Origin of the sequence: Streptomyces populi, from assembly GCF_002911015.1 — a bacterium.
GTDB lineage: Bacteria > Actinomycetota > Actinomycetes > Streptomycetales > Streptomycetaceae > Streptomyces > Streptomyces populi.
The window spans coordinates 103,373-121,154 of the sequence record NZ_KZ626852.1 but is presented as its reverse complement, the minus strand read 5'-3'; the positions used below and the strand labels follow the sequence as shown (position 1 = coordinate 121,154).

General features: G+C 71.8%; 21 protein-coding genes. 11 read left to right on the top strand and 10 right to left on the bottom strand.

Annotated features, from left to right (window positions below):
• Positions 1-129: 129 nt before the first annotated feature.
• Positions 130-843 (bottom strand): SDR family oxidoreductase, encoded by a 714-nt coding sequence (locus CW362_RS09985; protein WP_103549034.1) that lies wholly within the window; start codon positions 841-843, stop codon positions 130-132.
• 111 nt (positions 844-954) lie between these two features.
• Between CW362_RS09985 and CW362_RS09980 the strand changes: the two genes are divergently transcribed.
• The 4 genes from CW362_RS09980 (at position 955) to CW362_RS09965 (ending at position 4,547) form a co-directional block, all read left to right on the top strand.
• A complete protein-coding gene (locus tag CW362_RS09980) occupies positions 955-1,782 on the top strand; it encodes a helix-turn-helix domain-containing protein (RefSeq protein ID WP_103549035.1) in 828 nt (275 codons plus the stop codon).
• A 176-nt stretch (positions 1,783-1,958) separates the two neighbouring features.
• On the top strand, positions 1,959-2,735 hold the full coding sequence (locus tag CW362_RS09975) for an endonuclease/exonuclease/phosphatase family protein (RefSeq protein WP_162684027.1): 777 nt from the start codon (positions 1,959-1,961) through the stop codon (positions 2,733-2,735).
• Between the two features lie 70 nt (positions 2,736-2,805).
• Positions 2,806-3,381: an ArsR/SmtB family transcription factor gene (locus tag CW362_RS09970; RefSeq protein WP_162684026.1), complete on the top strand. Its 576-nt coding sequence runs from the start codon at positions 2,806-2,808 to the stop codon at positions 3,379-3,381.
• Entirely contained in the window at positions 3,378-4,547 is a 1,170-nt protein-coding gene (locus CW362_RS09965; RefSeq protein WP_206300914.1) for an MFS transporter, read from the top strand. The genes CW362_RS09970 and CW362_RS09965 overlap by 4 nt, the downstream gene beginning before the upstream one ends.
• On the opposite strand, the gene CW362_RS09960 is transcribed toward CW362_RS09965, so the two are convergent.
• From CW362_RS09960 to CW362_RS09945, 4 genes are all read right to left on the bottom strand, one after another.
• Positions 4,534-5,199 (bottom strand): dihydrofolate reductase family protein, encoded by a 666-nt coding sequence (locus CW362_RS09960; RefSeq protein ID WP_103549020.1) that lies wholly within the window; start codon positions 5,197-5,199, stop codon positions 4,534-4,536. The two genes, CW362_RS09965 and CW362_RS09960, sit on opposite strands and share 14 nt — an antisense overlap.
• Positions 5,199-5,735, bottom strand: a complete 537-nt coding sequence (locus tag CW362_RS09955) for an SRPBCC family protein (protein WP_103549019.1) — start codon at positions 5,733-5,735, stop codon at positions 5,199-5,201. Before CW362_RS09955 ends, CW362_RS09960 begins: the two co-directional genes overlap by 1 nt.
• Positions 5,719-6,081, bottom strand: coding sequence for an ArsR/SmtB family transcription factor (locus CW362_RS09950; RefSeq protein ID WP_103549018.1), 363 nt, complete (start codon positions 6,079-6,081; stop codon positions 5,719-5,721). The genes CW362_RS09955 and CW362_RS09950 overlap by 17 nt, the downstream gene beginning before the upstream one ends.
• A gap of 75 nt (positions 6,082-6,156) precedes the next feature.
• Positions 6,157-6,894, bottom strand: a complete 738-nt coding sequence (locus CW362_RS09945) for a hypothetical protein (protein ID WP_103549017.1) — start codon at positions 6,892-6,894, stop codon at positions 6,157-6,159.
• 221 nt (positions 6,895-7,115) lie between these two features.
• Here CW362_RS09945 and CW362_RS09940 point away from each other — a divergent pair, with 221 nt between their 5' ends.
• Complete coding sequence (locus CW362_RS09940; RefSeq protein WP_103549016.1) at positions 7,116-7,403, top strand: hypothetical protein; 288 nt, start codon at positions 7,116-7,118, stop codon at positions 7,401-7,403.
• 18 nt (positions 7,404-7,421) lie between these two features.
• Complete coding sequence (locus CW362_RS09935; protein WP_103549015.1) at positions 7,422-8,093, top strand: hypothetical protein; 672 nt, start codon at positions 7,422-7,424, stop codon at positions 8,091-8,093.
• Between the two features lie 254 nt (positions 8,094-8,347).
• Here the strand turns inward: CW362_RS09935 and CW362_RS09930 are convergent, their stop codons facing one another.
• Positions 8,348-9,214: an alpha/beta fold hydrolase gene (locus CW362_RS09930; protein ID WP_103549014.1), complete on the bottom strand. Its 867-nt coding sequence runs from the start codon at positions 9,212-9,214 to the stop codon at positions 8,348-8,350.
• 231 nt (positions 9,215-9,445) lie between these two features.
• Between CW362_RS09930 and CW362_RS09925 the strand changes: the two genes are divergently transcribed.
• Entirely contained in the window at positions 9,446-9,868 is a 423-nt protein-coding gene (locus CW362_RS09925) for a MarR family winged helix-turn-helix transcriptional regulator (protein WP_103549032.1), read from the top strand.
• 178 nt (positions 9,869-10,046) lie between these two features.
• Here the strand turns inward: CW362_RS09925 and CW362_RS09920 are convergent, their stop codons facing one another.
• Positions 10,047-10,928: an AraC family transcriptional regulator gene (locus CW362_RS09920; RefSeq protein ID WP_103549013.1), complete on the bottom strand. Its 882-nt coding sequence runs from the start codon at positions 10,926-10,928 to the stop codon at positions 10,047-10,049.
• Positions 10,929-11,214: 286 nt separating this feature from the next.
• On the opposite strand from CW362_RS09920, the gene CW362_RS09915 reads away from it, so the two are divergent.
• Positions 11,215-12,330: a serine hydrolase domain-containing protein gene (locus CW362_RS09915; RefSeq protein WP_103549012.1), complete on the top strand. Its 1,116-nt coding sequence runs from the start codon at positions 11,215-11,217 to the stop codon at positions 12,328-12,330.
• Positions 12,331-12,494: 164 nt separating this feature from the next.
• On the opposite strand, the gene CW362_RS09910 is transcribed toward CW362_RS09915, so the two are convergent.
• The 3 genes from CW362_RS09910 to CW362_RS09900 form a co-directional block, all read right to left on the bottom strand.
• On the bottom strand, positions 12,495-12,983 hold the full coding sequence (locus CW362_RS09910) for a carboxymuconolactone decarboxylase family protein (protein WP_103549011.1): 489 nt from the start codon (positions 12,981-12,983) through the stop codon (positions 12,495-12,497).
• Between the two features lie 322 nt (positions 12,984-13,305).
• Positions 13,306-14,292: an NAD-dependent epimerase/dehydratase family protein gene (locus tag CW362_RS09905; protein ID WP_103549010.1), complete on the bottom strand. Its 987-nt coding sequence runs from the start codon at positions 14,290-14,292 to the stop codon at positions 13,306-13,308.
• A 144-nt stretch (positions 14,293-14,436) separates the two neighbouring features.
• Positions 14,437-15,351, bottom strand: a complete 915-nt coding sequence (locus tag CW362_RS09900; protein ID WP_103549009.1) for a LysR family transcriptional regulator — start codon at positions 15,349-15,351, stop codon at positions 14,437-14,439.
• Positions 15,352-15,459: 108 nt separating this feature from the next.
• On the opposite strand from CW362_RS09900, the gene CW362_RS09895 reads away from it, so the two are divergent.
• The 3 genes from CW362_RS09895 (at position 15,460) to CW362_RS09885 (ending at position 17,699) form a co-directional block, all read left to right on the top strand.
• A complete protein-coding gene (locus CW362_RS09895; protein ID WP_103549031.1) occupies positions 15,460-16,305 on the top strand; it encodes an oxidoreductase in 846 nt (281 codons plus the stop codon).
• Between the two features lie 183 nt (positions 16,306-16,488).
• A complete protein-coding gene (locus tag CW362_RS09890; RefSeq protein WP_420856867.1) occupies positions 16,489-17,055 on the top strand; it encodes an HD domain-containing protein in 567 nt (188 codons plus the stop codon).
• 221 nt (positions 17,056-17,276) lie between these two features.
• Positions 17,277-17,699, top strand: a complete 423-nt coding sequence (locus tag CW362_RS09885) for a DUF6193 family natural product biosynthesis protein (protein WP_103549007.1) — start codon at positions 17,277-17,279, stop codon at positions 17,697-17,699.
• Positions 17,700-17,782 lie beyond the last annotated feature (83 nt).

Below are 17,782 nucleotides of genomic sequence, written 5' to 3'. Positions count from 1 at the left end.
CCTCAGCCCCGGCGCACCGGGCGGGTCCTGCCTCCTGTCGACCGGCGCGAACAGCCGTCCCCGTACACGGCCGGACGGGGACGAGTGCGTGTGCGCGGCGGCGGACGCGCCGGGCTTCCGGGCATCGGATCAGGTGATGCGGTGCCCCCCGTCGACGTGCAGCACGGTTCCGGTGATGAATCCGTTGCGCATCACCGAGAAGAACGCCTGCGCGATGTCCTCGGGGGTCCCGACACGGCGGGCCGGGAGCCGCTCGGCCAACTCCGCGAAGGCCGCCTGCTTGTCCATGCCGAGCTGGTCCCAGATGGGGGTGTCCACCCAGCCGGGGGAGATCACGTTCACCCGCACGGGCGCCAGTTCGATCGCCAGCCCGTACGCCAACGACGCGAGCGCGCCGTTGGCCGCGGCCATGATGGTGTTCGACCCGTTCGGCCGGTACGCGTTGATGCCCGAGGTGTACGTGATCGAGCCGGTGACCCGCCCGGCCGCGTGCTTGCCGACCAGCCAGGCACCGAGCAGCTTGGTGTCGACGACGGTCCGTGCGGTCGCGGTGTCGACGTCGGCGGTCCGGCCGTACACACCGGTCGCGTCCGCCGCGGTGACCACCACGTGCTCCACTCGCTCCACCCGGGCGAACAGTTCGGCCACGTCCTCCTCCCGTCCCATGTCGGCCTCGACCGTGCCGACCTTCCCGTGCCCGGGACGCTCCAGTTCCGCCCGGGCGGTCGCGAGCCGGTCCGCGGACCGGCCGACGATCGTCACATCCATGCCCTCGGCCAGCAGGGTCCGGGCCAGGGCCAGACCCATGCCGGAGCCGCCGCCGATGATGATCGTGTCAGTCATGGTCCGAGGCTGCACCGCCGGGCCCGTCGCGGGGAGGCCGCGTGGTTCCTGGGTGTGCCACGGCCACCCGGGAACGGACCGGCCGGTGGCAGACTCGACTCCGTGAACGCGATGGCGGAGTTCCTTCGGATCCGGCGCGGACGGATCGGCCCGGCCGACGTCGGGCTGCCCACCGGGCCGGGCATCCGGCGCACCCCCGGGCTGCGCCGCGAGGAGTTGGCCGCGCTGGCCGGCGTGAGCGTGGACTACTACATCCGGATCGAGCAGGGCCGGGAGAGCACACCCAGTGACGCGGTACTGGGCGCGCTGGCCCGGGCTCTGCGCCTCACCGCCGACGAGCACGCCCACCTGCTCGGCCTCGCCGACCAGGTCGCCGGGCGGACACCACGCCACCGGCAGGCCGACCCGCGACCGGCCGGACCCGGCCTGCGGCTGCTGCTGGAGTCGGTCCGGCCCAGCCCTGCGTACGTGCTCGACGAGGTCAACGACGTGCTGGCCGCGAACCCGGAGGGACTCGCGCTGATGCCCGGGCTCGGCGACTGGCCGCCCGGAGCGCGCAACACGATCCGGTACACCTTCCTCCACGCGTCCGCACGAACCCTTTTCGCCGACTGGGACCGGGTGGCCCGCAACTGTGTCGCCCACCTGCGCACCGCCGAACTGACCGCTCCGGGGCGGACCGCCGCGCTGGTCGCCGAACTGTCCGAGGCCGGCGGCGAGTTCGCCGCTCTGTGGCGCCGGCACGAGGTGTGGGTCAAGCGCGGCGGCGAGACCGCGTTCCGGCATCCGGTGATCGGTCCGGTCACTCTCGGCAACGAGGTGCTCAGTACCGCCGGTGACGGTCAGCGCCTGCTGGTCTACCAGGCCCGGCCCGGCACGGCCGAGCACGACGCCCTGGTTCTGCTGGCGTTGGCCACCGAGGACGTGGGAACCCCGTGAACCCGCCTTCCGAGCCGTGATCCGACGAACGGTCACCGACCGTACCGCGACCGACCGGCGCGCTTGCGCGGGTGAGGTCCGGCGGTTCACCCGACGAGGTCGGACGCCAGTACGATCAACGCCGTGAGCGGCTCCCCGTACGGCCCGACGGGCCGCGGACGAAAGGCGACAAGTTCGTGAAGGCCCTGCGCCTGCTGACCATGAACGCGCTCTTCACCGGCGACGTCCCGGCTCGGCTGCGCGCCCTCGGCGCGGCGCTGGACCGGTCCGACTACGACGTCGTCTGTCTGCAGGAGGTCATGTTCCGCCGCAACGTCCGGCTGATCCGCCGTGCCGCTCCCACCTACCGGCACTTCGCCTGTTCGGGCACGGTCCTGCTCCAGGGCGGCCTGGTGCTGCTGTCCCGGTGGCCGATCAGCCGGTGGCGGTTCGTGCGGTACCCGATGACGGGCCCGGTGCGCGGCGAATTCCTCATGCGCAAGGGTGCCCTCCTGGCGTCCGTCACCACCCCGGACGGTGAACTGGTGGTCGTGAACACCCATTTGTCGGCCAACCGCGACGACGACTGGTCCCCCACGAACCGGTACATGCGGATCACCGATGCCGAACTGGCCCGGCTCACCGGACTGGTCGCGGCCGTCGACCCGTCCCTGCCCGTCGCCGTGGTCGGTGACCTGAACATCCCGCGGGACTCGGCGGCGCTCGCCGGCTTCGTCGCCACGACGGGGCTGCGCGACATCCTCGCCGGCGACACGCGTCCGACCTACCGGCCCACACCGCGATGGCCGTCGCCGCCGGCCCTGGACCACGTACTGGTCCGGGCCGCCGCCGGGGAGACGCTGACCGGCGACGCCGACCTCGTGTTCCAGGACAAGGTGACCCTGGGCGACGGCCGTCAGGCCTACCTGTCCGACCACTACGGCGTGCGGGCACAGCTGATCCGGTCGAAGTGACACGAAGAGACCGGCCCGACCGGGCTCACGGAGCCGCCCGACGGGGGTGAGGCGGGCACGGCGCACAGGCGTGGCCTCACGCACGAACCGTCCGGTACCGCCGCGCCACGCCCCGCAGGCTTCGCACGGTCCGCCGCGCCAGGAGATCCTGGCCAGACTCCGGCGGCACGGACCGGCCACGTCCGCCGACCTGGCCGCCGAGTTCGACGAGGACCGCGGCGCCACCAGCTATCACCTGCGGCAACTGGCCCGGTTCGGGTTCGTCGCGGAGGACACGGGGCGTTCGTCCGGGCGTCGCAAGTACTGGCGTGCCGTTCCACAGGACATGCGGCTGCCGCGCCACCCGGCGGACCCCGAGACCGCTGCCGCCGCGGACGAACTCGGCCGACAGTGGCTGGCGAGTGCCGACCGCGATCTGACCGCCTACCTTTCCGACCGGCATGCATTCGGCGATTTCACGGCCGCGGCCATGCACTCCTTCGGCAGCACGACGCTCACCGCCGATGAGTTGACCCGGTTCGGCGAGGAGTACATCGCCTTCCTCTCCCGCTGGTACCGCGACCCGGAGCAGGCCGCTCCCGGCAGTCGGCACATCTTCGTGGTGTTCCACGCGTTCCCCACCCCCGAGCACGGGGACGCGTCGTGACCGCCCCGGCCATGCAGGGGAACGCCGCCCGACGGCCTTCTTTATGGCGCAACCGCGACTTCTTCGCCCTGTGGGGCGGTCAGGCCGTCTCGGCCCTGAGCGCCCAGACCAGCGGGACGGCGATGCCGCTGCTCGTGCTCGCGACCACCGGGTCGCCCTCCGACGCCGGGATCGTGGGTGCCGCCGGCACGCTTCCCTACCTCGTCGCCCACCTGCCCGCCGGGCCTCTGGTCGACCGGTGGGACCGCCGCAGGATCCTGCTGACCAGTGAGCTCTGCGCGGGCCTGGCGCTCTCCACCGTCGCTGTCGCCATATGGCTGGGCAGAGTCACCGTCGCGCACCTCACCGTGGTCGCCTTCGTACAGGGACTGTGCTTCGTCTTCTTCGGGCTGGCCGAGCGCGCGGCCCTTCCCAGGATCGTCCCGGCGGCGCTGCTGCCCACCGCGATAGCCCACAACGAAGCCAGGAGTCGCGGTGCGGCTCTGGCCGGCCCTCCCCTGGGCGGCCTGCTCTTCGGCATCGGTGGCGCGGTGCCGTTCCTGGCCGACGCCCTCTCCTACGCCCTTTCCTCCGTCGGCCTCCTGTTCGTCCGGGGCGACCTGCAGGACCGGACGACGACGCCGACGGAATCGCTGTGGCGGGCGACGACCGAAGGTCTGCGGTGGATCTGGCGCCACCCCCTCGTCCGCGCCGCCATCTTCCTGATCGCCGCCGGCAACCTGGTCTTCCAGGCTCTGATACTGGTCCTCGTCGTTCTCGCCCAGCACCACGGCGCCACTTCCACCACCATCGGCACGATGCTCGGCATCTACAGCGGTGGCGGTCTGATCGGAGCGATCGCGGCCGGCAAGTTCCATCACCGGTTCACGCCCAGGACCGTCATCGTCGGAGTCAACTGGATCTGGGCCGCGCTCCTGCCCCTGTTCGCGCTCGCCTCGAACCCTCTGCTGATCGGAGCCATAGGCGCTGCCTGCGCGTTCGTCGGACCACTGTGGAACGTCGTGATCATCAGCCGTACGACGCTCCTGGTTCCCAACGAGCTACTGGGGCGGGTCACCAGCGCGGCCATGACCCTGTCCTGGGGAGTCATGACCGCGGAGTCCGGCGTTCGAGCAGTGAGCGGAGGAGGTGCCGACCGGCGTGGTGCGCCGGCTACCGCTTCTTGACGGTGTAGGTCAGATGGGTCACCCGGGACGACGCGTCCGCGCGGGTCTGGTCGAGGGCGAGGTGGTCCGGGTCCACTCGGTCGAACAGGCGGATGCCGGTACCGAACAGCACGGGCGCGAGGGTGACCGAGAACTCGTCGATCAGGCCCCCGTCCAGGTACGCCTGGATCGTCTCGGCGCCGCCGGCGATACGGACGTCGCGGTCGCCGGCGGCCTCGCGGGCCTGGTCCAGTGCGCTGGAGATGCCGTCGTCCACGAAGTGGAAGGTCGTGCCGCCCGGCCGCTCCCACGGGTCACGCTCGGTGTGGGTGACGACGAACACCGGGGTGTGGAACGGCGCCTCCTCCGGCCATGCCAGCTCGCCGGCGTCGAACATGCGCTTGCCCATGATGCTCGCGCCGGTGCGCTCGTACGTCGCCCGCGCGATGTCGTTGTCGAGTCCTTCCTCACCGCCCTCGCCGAGCTTGAGGTTCTCCCGGAACCAGCGCTGCGGGAACAGCCACGCCTGCAACTCCGACCACTTCGCCATCCAGCGCCGGACCCTCGGGTCGTTCTGGCCTTCGGGAGAGAAGACGTCCTCGACGGGCACCGCCTCCGGCGCCATGAAGCCGTCGAGCGACATCGTCACGCTGAAGAACACTTTCCCGGCCATCAGCCCTCCGCTCCCTTCCGCGCGGTCTCGTTCCGCGCGGTCCCGTTCCGGTTGAGTTCGGCGACGTAGGCCGCCAGGTTGCGCAGCGTCTGCTCGCCGCCCTCTACCGCGTGGTACTTCTCCACCGCCTGGTCGCGCAGTTCCTTCGTGGGGAACACCGTGCGCATCACGATCCGGGTCTCCTCGCCGGCCGGCTCGAAGGTCAGGACCGACTCGAACGCGTCGGGGTCGTCGCGGGACTCGCCGTGCACCAGCGTGATCCGCTCCGGCGGGACGATCTCGGTCCAGGTGATCCACTCCTGGTAGTCGGTCCCGTCCGGCCCGTGCATCACGAAGTCCCAGACCCCGCCCGCGCGGAACTCGAAGGACCGCGTCGTGGTCGTGAACCCTTCCGGCCCCCACCACCGCGACAGGTGCCGGACCTCGGTGAACGCCTCGAACACCAGCTCCCGCGGGGCGCCGATGGCCCGGGAGATCACGATCTCGCGGTCCGCGGTCGTACGGTCGGGCTCGCCACCGCTACTGGTCGTCGTCATCGGCCGCTTCCTCCTGCCTCGCCTGCTTCAGATCCCGCACGTACTCGTCCAGCCGGTCGAAGGTCCCGTTCCAGAACCTTTCGAAGCCGCCCACCCATTCGTGGATCGGCCGCAGCCCGCGGGCGTCCAGGCCGTACAGCCGCTGCTTGCCCGCCTCACGGACCCGCACCAGCCCGACCTCCCGGAGCACCCTCAGGTGCTTGGACGCCTGCGGCTGACTCATCCCCAGGTCCCGCGCCAGTTCGGTCACGGACCGCTCACCGCCCCGCAGCAGCATCAGGATCTCCCGTCGCTGCGGCTCGGCGATCGCGTTGAACGCGTCGGAGGTCGTCGCCGCTCGTGCCATGGCATCATCATATGCCTATATCGGAATGCGTCAACGGCGGCGAGCTCCGCCCTTGGACCGGCAGGCCGTCGCGTTCTACTGCGGCCGCATCAGGCGCAGGTCCGAACCCCATGCGTCCAGGACCGCGCCGTGCCCGGCCCGCCGGGCCACCGTCTCGACCCGGCCGAAGAGGCGACGCTGCGTGGACACATCACCCGTGGCCGAGATGAGGTCCAGCGTGTCGAGCAGCCGCCCGGTGTCCCAGCCGGGGAGCGGGAAACGAGCGAGCTCCCACTCCAGGTACTTGTTGTAAGGGCGGGGACGACGGTCCAGGGCGAAGAGCGACTCCAACAGGAACCGGACGCTGTCGGCGGCGTCGAGACGGGCTGCGAGGGCATGTCCGTCGCGGGTGTTCTTGACCGACCGGTAGAGGGAGTTGGCATAGGCGTCCAGTCGTTCGTCCGCCTCCCGGAAGGCTTCGGCCACGTCCAGCCGCGCCTTGTCGGCCAGGATCTGCGCGACGGCTCCGTCGAGCCGGTCGAGCACGATTCGTGCGCGGGCGAGGGCGTACCGCTCGAAGCCGGGCATGCCGGCGGCGCGGAACTCGCCCAAGGAGAGGACGACGAGGTCGAGTTCCGGGGTGCGGTGTCCGGTGAACCGGGTGAGGTCCGTCGCGGCACCGTCGGCCAGCACGACGTACAGATCGTGGTCGGAGCGTTCGGTGGCCATGCCCTCATGGGCCCGGGAACCCTTGAGGACGAGGCCCACGACATCCGGGTCCGCTGCGGCGAGGTCGACGAACGCGTCGAAGGTCATGGGGTCTTGAGCGGTCATTGCGCGATCTCCGGTGCGGGGTGACGGGCATGGCAGCCGGGCGTCCCCCGGTCACCGGGGTCGCCCGTACTGTCCGCGGCGGCGCTCGGCCGCCGCCCGGAGGATCAACGCACGTACGGACTCTACCGGTCGGCGTTCCCACGACTCGGCCAGCGTGGACGCAGGCCTACGGCCGGCCGTCGGCGGAACTCGCCGCCGACCCGGATCCCGAGCTGCGCGCGGTGGTCGCGGAGAGCTGGCGGGACCGGCCGACGGCCGTGCAACTGGCGCTGCTCACCGATCCGGACCCGAGGGTTCGAGCCGCGGCCACCAAGTTCGCGCGCCCGGGCATCCCCCCTGAGCACCACGCGCACTGCCTCGCCGATCCTGCCGTCCAGGCCAACGTCGCGCGCCGTCTCCCGTTGACGCCGGACCAGTTCGCCCGGCTGCTGGAGACCGGGAACAGATCCGTGCTGCACGCGGTGGCCGGCAACCCGAACCTGACCGCCGACATGGTGGTCCGACTGTAGGACAGCACCGACCCCGCCGTGCGCGTCGCGGTGGCCTTCAGCCGCCATGTCACCCCCGGGACCAGGGACCGGCTGCTCGCACTGCTGGAGGCCGAGAAGGCGGACGGCAGCGTCGCCGCCCGTGTCGCCCTCGACTGGTCCTCGTACGAGCCGAGCCGGCTGCGGGACGCACCGCTCGCCGAGCGGCTGACCTACCTCGACTGCCCGCACGCGGTGTTCCGGCGGGTCCTGGCGGCCGGCCGGGACCTGCCGGACGAAGCCTGGCGGCGCCTGGACGCCGACCCGGACGTGTCCGTCCGCCGTACCGCGGCCCGCCGCCCCGGCACACCGCCGCAGGTCCTGGTCCGGCTGCTCCGCGCCCACGGCGAGGTTTTCCACGTCCAACCGTTGCTGGTGGACCACCCCGAATTCCCGCGCCGGACGCTGCGCGGCTTCGTGGACGAACCGGACCCGCGGGTGCGCCTCCTCGCCCTACAGGACCCCGAGCTGCCCGTACCGGAGCTGCGGCGGTTGACGGACTGTGAGGAGGGGTTCCTGCGTGCGGGCGCGGCCGGCCACCCCAACGTCACCGCTGAACTGCTGGAACGGCTGCTGGCGGACCGGGAGCCCGAGGTCGCCCACGCCGCGGCGGCCAACCCCGTGCTGCCACGGGCCCGGATGGACCGCATCCTCGCCGAGGCCGGTCTCTGACGGTCGCACGGGATCGCATCCCGGCCCAGCCGATAAGCGCTGACCCACATCCCGTCCCGTGCCTCAGGATTCTCGGTGTGACGGACACGGGACCCACCGAAGAAGAGACGCCGGACGAGCCGCTGGGCTGGTGCCTGGTGGCCGACGTGGCGCGAGAGACCGTGCGCGGCGAGAGCGGCCTCCCCTCCGCCGGCCGAGATCCGGATCGACGGCGAGACCCTCCACCTCGCCCGCTACGGCACCAAAGGAGCCCACTACAGCCGCACGCCCCCTCCCACGGAGGGGACTCCCGAGCCCTGACCAGGAGTGCTCCCGGCACCGGCGTGGGCGTCGACGTGCGCGTCCAGCGCGGCGAACGTCGCTTCGGGGCGCTCGACGTGCGGCAGATGGCCGGCCTCGGCGATCGTCTCGAACCGCCCTCGCGCGAAAGCCTCCGCGTAGACCCGCCCGTACGCGGGTGTGACGATGCGGTCGCTCTCGCCCCACAGCACGAGGGCCGGGATCCGCACCCGGCCGAGCCGGTTCAGGAGCTTCGGGTCGTGCATGTACGGATCACCGGCCAGGAGGCGCGCACTGGCCATGTTGGCCTGCTGGAGCGCGATCCGCTCCTCGGTGAGGGTGGCCGGGTCCACGGCGAAGCGGGCCGGGTCGTGGAACGAGTACGCGGCGATCTCGTCCGGCCGGACCCCGAAGATCTCGCGGACCGGTTCTCCCGGGACGGTCACGCCCACCGCGTTGACCAGCACCAGTGAGCTGATCACCGCGCCGTCGTCACGGAAGGCCATCTCGGCCGCGGTCCAGCCGCCGAGCGAGGAGCCGACGACGAGGACGTCACGGTGCCCCTCGTCCCTGAGCCAGTGCAGATAGATGATCGCCAGGTCGTCGATGCCGGTGAGCCAGTCGGGGCGTTCGGTCCCGTTCCAGCCCGGGTGCGTGGGAACGACGCCCCGCATGCCGTACCGGTCGGCCAGGTGCGCGGCGATGCCCTGGACGGTGGCGGGCCCGCCGCCTCCGTGCAGGACGATCGCGAGGCGGCCGTCGGCGGGTCCGGTCTCGGTGAAGGTGAGGGGAAGGTCGGGGCGCAGGTGGACGGTACGGGTACGCGTCTCGGTGTCGGTCATGCGCCCCACGCTATATACGCATCCGTATATAAGCAACCTTAGATTTTGGATTAGGATGCGGCCATGACCGCGAACCATGAAGACCCCGGGGCCCGGGCCTCAGCCGACGGAGCCGGGACCGGGACGACTGCCGACGCCGACACCGAACCCACCACCGGCACCGCGCCCGGCCTCGCCGCTCCGGCCGCCGGGGACCCGAGCCGGCCCCCCGCTCCCGTCGACCTCGAGGAGCTGGGGCGCGCCGTGAAGGAAGCGCAGTACCGGCACCACCGCGCGCTCGACACCCGTCTCGCGGCGATCGGCACGACACTGGCGCAGTGGGACGCGCTGCGGGCGATCGCCCGTACGCCCGGAGCGTCCGCGCACGAGCTGGCGGTCGCGACCTTCCAGGGCGACCAGTCCTTCGGCACCCTGGCCTCCCGCCTCGCGGCCCAGCACCTCATCGAGCGCCGGCCCGGTCGCGGCCGGCGTATCGAGCACCACCTGACGGAGGCCGGCGAGCGCGTCCTGACGGCGGGGCGCGCCGTCACCCGCGATGTCCTCGCCGCGTCCTTCGGCCCGCTGGACGAAGGCGAACGGGCCACGCTGCTCGGCCTGTTGCGCCGCATCGGCGCTCCGGGCGAGGAGCTCCGGGGTCAGCGGCCGCGGAATTGACAGGTCTCGCCGCCCCCGTGCGCGACGGAAAGAAGATCCAGGCGGTCAAGGGGCCCACCGGGAGGCCACGAAACGGGCCTGGAGGAAGCGAAGGACGCGGTGAACGGCACGGCCCGAGGCTCGGAGAACGTCTCATGCGACTTGATCACTTCCGAACTCCGGGTCCGGGTAACGGTGTTCACGCCCCGGCGCTCCCGCCGCCCCGCTCGACCGGGATCCACAACTGGGAGTCGGTCTCCGCACCGATCTCCACCGGCCGCGTCCGCAGCAGCTCCGGACCCGGCCGGCTCACGTACAGGTTCGAGGGGAACCACTGCGTGAACACGTCTCGCCACAGCTCCTGGAGGGCGCTCGGATAGGGCCCGTGGTTGTCGAAGACCGCCCAGGTCCCGGCCGGCACGTCGAGGGCGTCGAGCTCCTCGGCGGCCGCCTCGGGACCGGTCACCACACCGATCCAGTAGTCCGCCTCGGCGCCCTCCTCCCGGCTGTCGGTCAGGTACACCACCGCCGACAGAACCCCCGCCGGCTCCCGGTGGTCCAGCTCCTTCATCCGTACGATCACCTGCTCGTCCAGGCTCTCCAAGTGCGCCGCGGCGGCCGCGTTGTCCCCGTCGTGCACGAGGGGGACCCGGGCCTTCCTGCCGAGGACCCGGAACGGCTCCTTCTCCACGATCCGGTACCGCATGGCCGTACTGCCTTCGACGACGACACGGAAGGACATGCGCGGCTGTGTCGTGAGCACCGCGCCCGTGCGCCGGGCCTCGCCCGGGCCGATGCCGTGCACCGACCGGAACGCCCGGGCGAACGCCTCGCCCGAGCCGTACCCGTACCGCACCGCGACATCGAGCAGCGTCAGCTCCCCGGCCAGCACCTCGGCCCCGGCGAGCGTCATCCGCCGGCGCCGCACGTAGAGCGGGAGCGGCATCCCGGCCAGCGCGGAGAACAACCGCCGGAAGTGGTACTCCGACACCGCGGCGATCCGGGCCACCTCGGCCATGTCGACCTCCCGGTCGAGGCAGGCTTCCAGGTGGTCCAGCGCCTCGTTCAACCGCTCCAGCACGCGTATCCGCCCTTCCTTCCCGTGTCCTTGCCGGAGGAGCGCCCACGCCGACGAGTGACCCCCGGGGTTGTTCCCCGCGGGAGCGGCCACCGATACTGCCGGCCCCGGGACGACCGGGCCGTCCGCCGGTCGCGGGGCGGACACAGGAGCGGTCGGTCGACGGGCCGACCACACGGCCGCCAGGCCGCCTCGCTCGAGCGGAGAAGATTCGATCGCGCCCCGCCCGACAGAACCAGTACGGGAATTGTCGGGCAGGGAGCCCCGGCATCGCCTGAGGCTTACACCCATGACCGATAGTAAGGGACATTGCGATCCGCGGTTCGCCGCAGTCCGTGAGGCACTCGCGGCCTTGCTCGACAAGGACGACGTGGGCGCCTCGGCGGCCGTCTATGTCGACGGCGAGCCGGTGGCGGACGTCTGGGGCGGGTACGCCGACGCGAACCGCTCCGTCGCCTGGGAACGCGACACCCTCACCGGCGTGAACTCGACGACCAAGAACATGGTCGCCCTGTGCGCGCTGGTCCTGGCCGACCGGGGCGAGCTCGACCTGTCCGCGCCGGTCACCGCCTACTGGCCCGAGTTCGCCGCGGCCGGCAAGGAGAACGTGCTGGTGCGGCACGTGCTGTCGCACACCGCGGGGCTTCCGGACCTGCCCGGGCTGAAGACGGTCGAGGAGCTCTACGCCTGGGAGAACGTGACGGCAGGACTGGCCGCGCAGGCACCCGAATGGGAGCCGGGAACGGCCGCCGGCTATCACGCGCTCACCTTCGGCTTCCTCGTGGGTGAGATCGTCCGCCGCATCACCGGCCGCAGTCTCGGCGAGTTCTTCGCCGAAGAGGTGGCCGGACCGCTGGGCGCGGACTTCCACATCGGGCTCTCCACCGAGCACGACCATCGCGTCGCACCGCTCATCCCGCCGCCGTCACGGACCGAGGAGTACGCCGCCAGCGCACCACCAGGACCGGACGGCACACACCGGGAGGACACCGGTGCCGCGATCCGGGTCAAGGACGTCAACTCCACGGCCTGGCGCCGTGCGCAGATCCCTGCGGTGAACGGTTACGGCAACGCCCGATCCGTCGCCCTCGTGCAGTCGGTGCTGGCGAACCAGGGTTCGGCCGGCGGTGTGCGACTGCTGTCCCTCCGGGGTTGCGAGCCCGCGTGGCAGGAGGTGTTCCGCGGTGACGACCGCGTGCTGGGGACACCGATGTCCTGGACGGTGGGCTTCGCCAGGTTCGGCAACACCTTCGGCTGGGGCGGCTGGGGCGGCTCGCTGGTCGTGAGCGATCCCGGTTCACGCATGACGGTGGCCTACGTCATGAACCAGATGATCGACCGGGACCGGCAGGAGGACAACCGCGGCATGGAGATCGTGATGGCCGCCTACAGCGGCCTGCGCTGACAGCCCGACGGCCGGTGGGAACAGGTCCGTCGCAGGCGGAACCCGCACCCGCCCGCCGCAGCCTCGGCGGTCCGGGGCGCGGCCGGCCGGAGCGGCGTCCGTCCCTCCGGCCGGAGCGCTGAACGCACGAGCGGGTTGAACGCTCGTACGGCAAGGGGACCGGTTCAGTCCCACTGCTCGTCGGCGAGGGAGGTGACCGGCTGGGGCTTGCCGATGACGGCCAGCGCGATGAAGAAGCCGATCTGGCCGATCGCGATGGTCAGGGTGGCCAGCGCCTTCTGCTCGTAATGCCTGGCCACCTCCGCGTACAGCTCGTCCGTGACACGCTCCCGGCCGTGCGGAGCGGGCTGCAGGGTGGCCTCCACCAGGGCCAGGGCGGCACGCTCGGCATCGGTGAAGTACGGGGCGTCCTGCCAGGAGGACACCGCCGTGATGCGCTCCTCGGACTCCCCCGCCTTGCGCAGGAAACCGGTGTTCAGGACCGTCAGATACGTGTTGCCGACGATCTGTCCGGCCCGCAGGTGGACCAGGCTCATCGTGGTCCGCGGCACCGAACGGTTGCCCGTCGCCCGGAAAAGGGCCGCACTGATGTCGTTCAGCTCCGGCACGAACTCGCCCGGGTTCGGCATACGGGAGATCGAGGTGTTCGTCATGACTGCGCTCCTTCGCGTCCGTCTGCTCAGCGTCTTCACCGCACTGACGGACCGGCGCACCGGAACGTGACAGGACCCGGGAAATTCTTTTCGCCGACGTGCGCGGAACCAGGTGACGGGACCGTGGGCCGGCCGCCGCGCACGCCCCGGACCGGGTTCGGCCGACGGCGTCCTCCCCGAGTCGGCCTTGGTTCGGGCGGCCGTCAAGGCGTGCCCCGTGCTCGAAAGGAGGATGGGGCCCGACGAGAGGGGCGGCCGAGTGCCCGGTGGCCGGGCCGACTGCGGGGCGGCCACCTGCCGTTCCCGGCAGGGGCCGGGGCCGTCAGCCGAGGGCGTCGAGCAACTCGCGCTCGCGCCGGGTGCTGAGGCCGGCACGCCTCGCCCGGTCGAGACCCTGTTCGCGCTCCCAGCGCAGTGTGTCGGCCAGCAGTTCGGATCGGGACCGGTGGCGCAGCCCCGCGGCAAGCGCCGCGGACCCGTTCCGGGCCGAGAAGCCTTCCCAGCCCGGTTCGACCACCCACATCGGCAGGGACTCGGGGCCCATGAACTCGGTCACGCCGTTCGCCAGCAGCCACGCCGAGTCGGCGGTGACCACCGGAGCCGTGTGCCCGCCGATGGCGCGGGACAGCTCGATCCACTCCTGGAACGGGACGACCGGGCCGACGGCGTCGTAGGTTCCGGTGCTCCCCGCCTCCGCGGCGTCGAGCAGCCAGGCGGTGAGGTCCCGCACGTCGACCGCCTGGGTCGGCGTGTCCGGTGCGTCGGGAACCAGCATCGGCCCCTGCCGGTCGCGCGCGGCACGGGCCACCCAGTAGCCGGAGCGTCCGCTGTGATCGCCCGGGCCGCCGATGAGACCGGCGCGGGCGATGAGGAGGCGGTCGCCCACGACGCCCGCCGTCGCCTGCTCGCAGGTGACCTTGGCCTCGCCGTACGACGCCTGGTCGACCTCGCTCCGGTCGGTCGGGGCGAGGAGGGCCGCGGACTCGTCCGCGCCCGGCGAGGCGTGGCTGGCGTAGGCGCTGACGGAGGAGACATAGGCCCAGTGCCTGGCCCTGCCGCCCAGTGCGCCGACCGCCCCACGGACGAAGGCAGGCTGCCAGGACACTTCGACGACCGCGTCCCATTCCCGGTCGAGCAGGGGTTCGTACGCCGAGGGATCGCGCCGGTCGGCGGCCACCAGTCTCGCGCCGTCCGCGGCGTCCCCGCTCTCACCGCGGGCCAGGCACGTCACCCGATGGCCGCGTTCGATCGCCTGCCGGGACAACTCCCGGCCCACCCAGGCCGTACCGCCCAGAACCAAGATCTCCATCCCCCCACCCAAGCACTCCCGGAGCCGAACGCCCAGGCTGCTCTGCCGACAGCAGATCGGACACGCACGGGAGCGGCTCCGCCGTCCGCACGGGGCCGCCGTGCTCGTCGCCGAGCCGGCTCGGCGACAGCGCCGAGCGCGTGGTCAGGAGGTGCCGGCTCCCACTTTTTCCGCTGCGGCCAGGTAGGCCAGCACCGTGGGCCGCTCGTCGTCCTGGCGTGCAGCCACCGCCAGGCGGGACGGAGAAATGCCGCGGACCGGCACGGCGATCACCTCGTCCCGGACGACCAGCGGGGCGTTTCCGGTCGCCAGCAGTGCCACTCCCTGGCCGTTGGCGACCGCCTCGTGGGTCTCCTCGGCGCTGGCCACCACCCCGCCTATCCGTGGCGCGTGATCGCCACGGGAGTCCAGGGCCAGCCAGTGGTCCCGCAGTGGACCGGCCTCGGGAGGGAGGGCGAGGAACGGCTCGTCGAGGAGATCGGTGAAGTCCACCGCGCCCTCGCGGTCGGCCGCGGCCCGGGCGGCCAGGGGGTGCCCGTGGGGCAGCGCCACGATGCGTGGTTCCTGGGCCACGATCGCGTACCGGTAGCGTTCGCCGTCCGGGAGCGGCAGCCAGACGAACGCGACGTCGCTGGACCCGTCCGCCAGTCCGGCGCTGGGGTCGGCCCAGTTGACCTGCCGCAGAACGGGCCGTGCGTCCGGGTACAGGGAGACCAGCCGGGTCCGCAGGGCGGGCAGCAGTCCACGGCCCGGGCTGGTGGACATGCCGATCACCAAGGTGTGCCGTTCGGCGGCCTTCGCCTCCTCCACCGCCGCTTCGGCGGCCCGCCAGGTGGCCAGCGTCTCGCGGGCGTGCGGCAGCAGGGCTTCCCCCGTCGCCGTCAGCCGCACCTTCCTCCGGTCCCGGCGGAACAGACACGCGCCGAGCTGTTTCTCCAGCATCCGTATCTGTTTGCTGAGCGCGGGCTGGGAGACGAACAGCCGCTCGGCGGCCCGGGTGAAACTTAATTCCTCGGCGATCGCGACGAAGTAGCGCAGATCGCGCCCGTGGACGTCCATAACGCATGGCTATCACAACAGGTCTTGGACACGGCCCTGGATCCCGGCCGAGGATCAGGGCTGTCGGCGGGGATGTCCCGGACGGCAGTCGACGAGGGAGACGAAGAGATGACCGAGAACGGCAAGGTCTGGCTGGTCACGGGCGCGAGCAGCGGCTTCGGGCGGGCCATCGCCGAGGCCGCGGTGGCCGCCGGGGACACGGTGATCGGGACGGCCCGACGGACCGAGGCGCTGGCCGACCTGGTCGCCGCGTACCCCGACCGGGTGGAGGCGATCGGTCTCGACGTCACCGACGGCGGGCGGATCGACGCGGTGGCCGCCGACGTTCTGGCCCGCTACGGCCGGGTCGACGTGCTGGTGAACAACGCCGGGCGCACGCAGATCGGGGCGTTCGAGGAGACCACCGACGACGAACTGCGGGACCTGTTCGAGGTGCACGTGTTCGGTCCGGCCCGTCTGACCCGGGCGCTGCTGCCGCAGATGCGGGAGCGGGGCAGCGGATCGATCGTGAACATGAGCAGTTTCGGCGGGCAGTTGTCCTTCGCCGGGTTCTCCGCCTACAGCGCGACCAAGGCGGCGCTGGAGCAGTTGTCCGAGGGCTTGGCCGACGAGGTGACCCCGTTCGGCATCAAGGTGCTGATCGTTGAGCCCGGCGCCTTCCGCACCAACCTGTTCGGCAAGGGCGCGGCCTACTTCTCCGAGGAGCACCCGGCGTACGCGGAGAAGGTCGGCGCGACCCGGAAGATGGTGCGGGACGGCTCCGGTACGCAGCCCGGGGACCCGGCGAAGGCCGCGGCGGCGATCCGGCAGGCCCTGGAAGCCGAGAACACCCCGCTGAGGCTCGCCCTCGGCGGCGACGCGGTGGACTTCCTCGTCGGTCACCTGGATTCGGTGCGGGCCGAACTCGCCGCGTGGGAGAAGGTCTCCCGGGGCACGGGGTTCGACACGCAGTGACGGTCCGGCGCGGGGTGGAAACCCGGGCAGAACCCGTTCCTCCCGGGTCCGGCGCCGACCACACCACCGGGATCACGACGACCGGGGAAAAGGTCGGCGACGGGATGCTCGACGGACAGGAGCAGGGAGCGCTGTCAGTACTCTGACGCGGTGATGGCCAACAGCACCCTCTTGTCGAGAGCCATGAGCGGCACCGTCGACCCACCCCTGCTCCCGCTGCCCGACCGTGTCGCAGACCTTCTGTCGGAGCTGGGTAGTCCGCCGCGGCTGGCGGCCCACCTGCGGGCCGTCCACGACGTCGCGCACCAGCTGGTCGACTGGATGGAGCGGACTCACCCCGCGGTGGTCTTCGACCGCGAGGCCGTGCTCTTCGGGGCGGCCACGCACGACGTGGGCAAGACGGTGCACCTCTCCGAGCTCTCGGGTCCCGGGGCCGCGCACGAGGAGGCCGGGCAGACGCTTCTGCTGGGCCACGGCGTCAGCCCGAGGCTGGCCCGCTTTGCCGCCACGCACGCGTCGTGGGCGGAGTCGCCCGTCGATGTGGAAGACCTTCTGGTGAGCCTCGCCGACAAGATCTGGAAGAACAAGCGCGTTCCCGACCTGGAGGACCTCGTCGTGGCCCGGCTGGCCGAAGCGACCGGCCGGGCGGCCTGGGAGGAGTTCATCGCGCTCGACGGGGTTCTCGCCGGCATCGGCGACGCGGCGGACGAGCGCCTGGCGTTCCAGGCGTCCTTCCCGGTCCACGGCTGAGGACCCAGGGCTGCCGGGCCGTTCAACCGGCAGACTGCCAGGCCCCGGACGACGGCGTCCACGAAGCCCTCCTCGGCCTGGGCCGTTCTCCGGTCCGCTGGCGTCGGTCACGCATCCGGCACTGCCTCTGGTTCCGTGAACGCCCGACTCAGGGGCACACTGTGACAGTGGAACCGAGCAGCCACGCCTCCCGACAACCGCCCTTGCCCCCGAAGCCGGTCATGCCCGACACGGCCGAAGCACGCCGTCACGGGTCGGCCGCGATCGTCGAAGCCCAGTGGCTGTCTCTGCAACTCGCCTGGCAGTGGAAGCGCGATGTCCACGAGATCCGTTCACCCGGACGTCCCTGTCCGGGCATCGTTCCACTGCTGAAGGCCGCTGCCGCGGCGTCGCGGCTGCGGCGGCTGTACCCGTTCACCAGTCACTTCGCTCTGCTCTTCAGCAGCCGCACCGGCTACCCCTGGACCGTCCAGGCCGGATCCGTCGAACCCTTGCGCAACGGATCGTTCAGGGTCCGCCGCCGCGATCCCTCCGCCGTGATCGGCGAAGTCGAGACCGCCGAAGAAGCCGTGGATCTCGTCGTGGGGCTCCTGCCCGCCGACTTCGAACCGGTCATCACCGTCCCGACCGACAGCCGCACTTGACGGTGCGCGGCCGTCGACTTTCCTCACGCGCCGACGAACAGGTGCCGACCGGCAGGGGCAGTACGTCAGTGGCCACGCGCGGC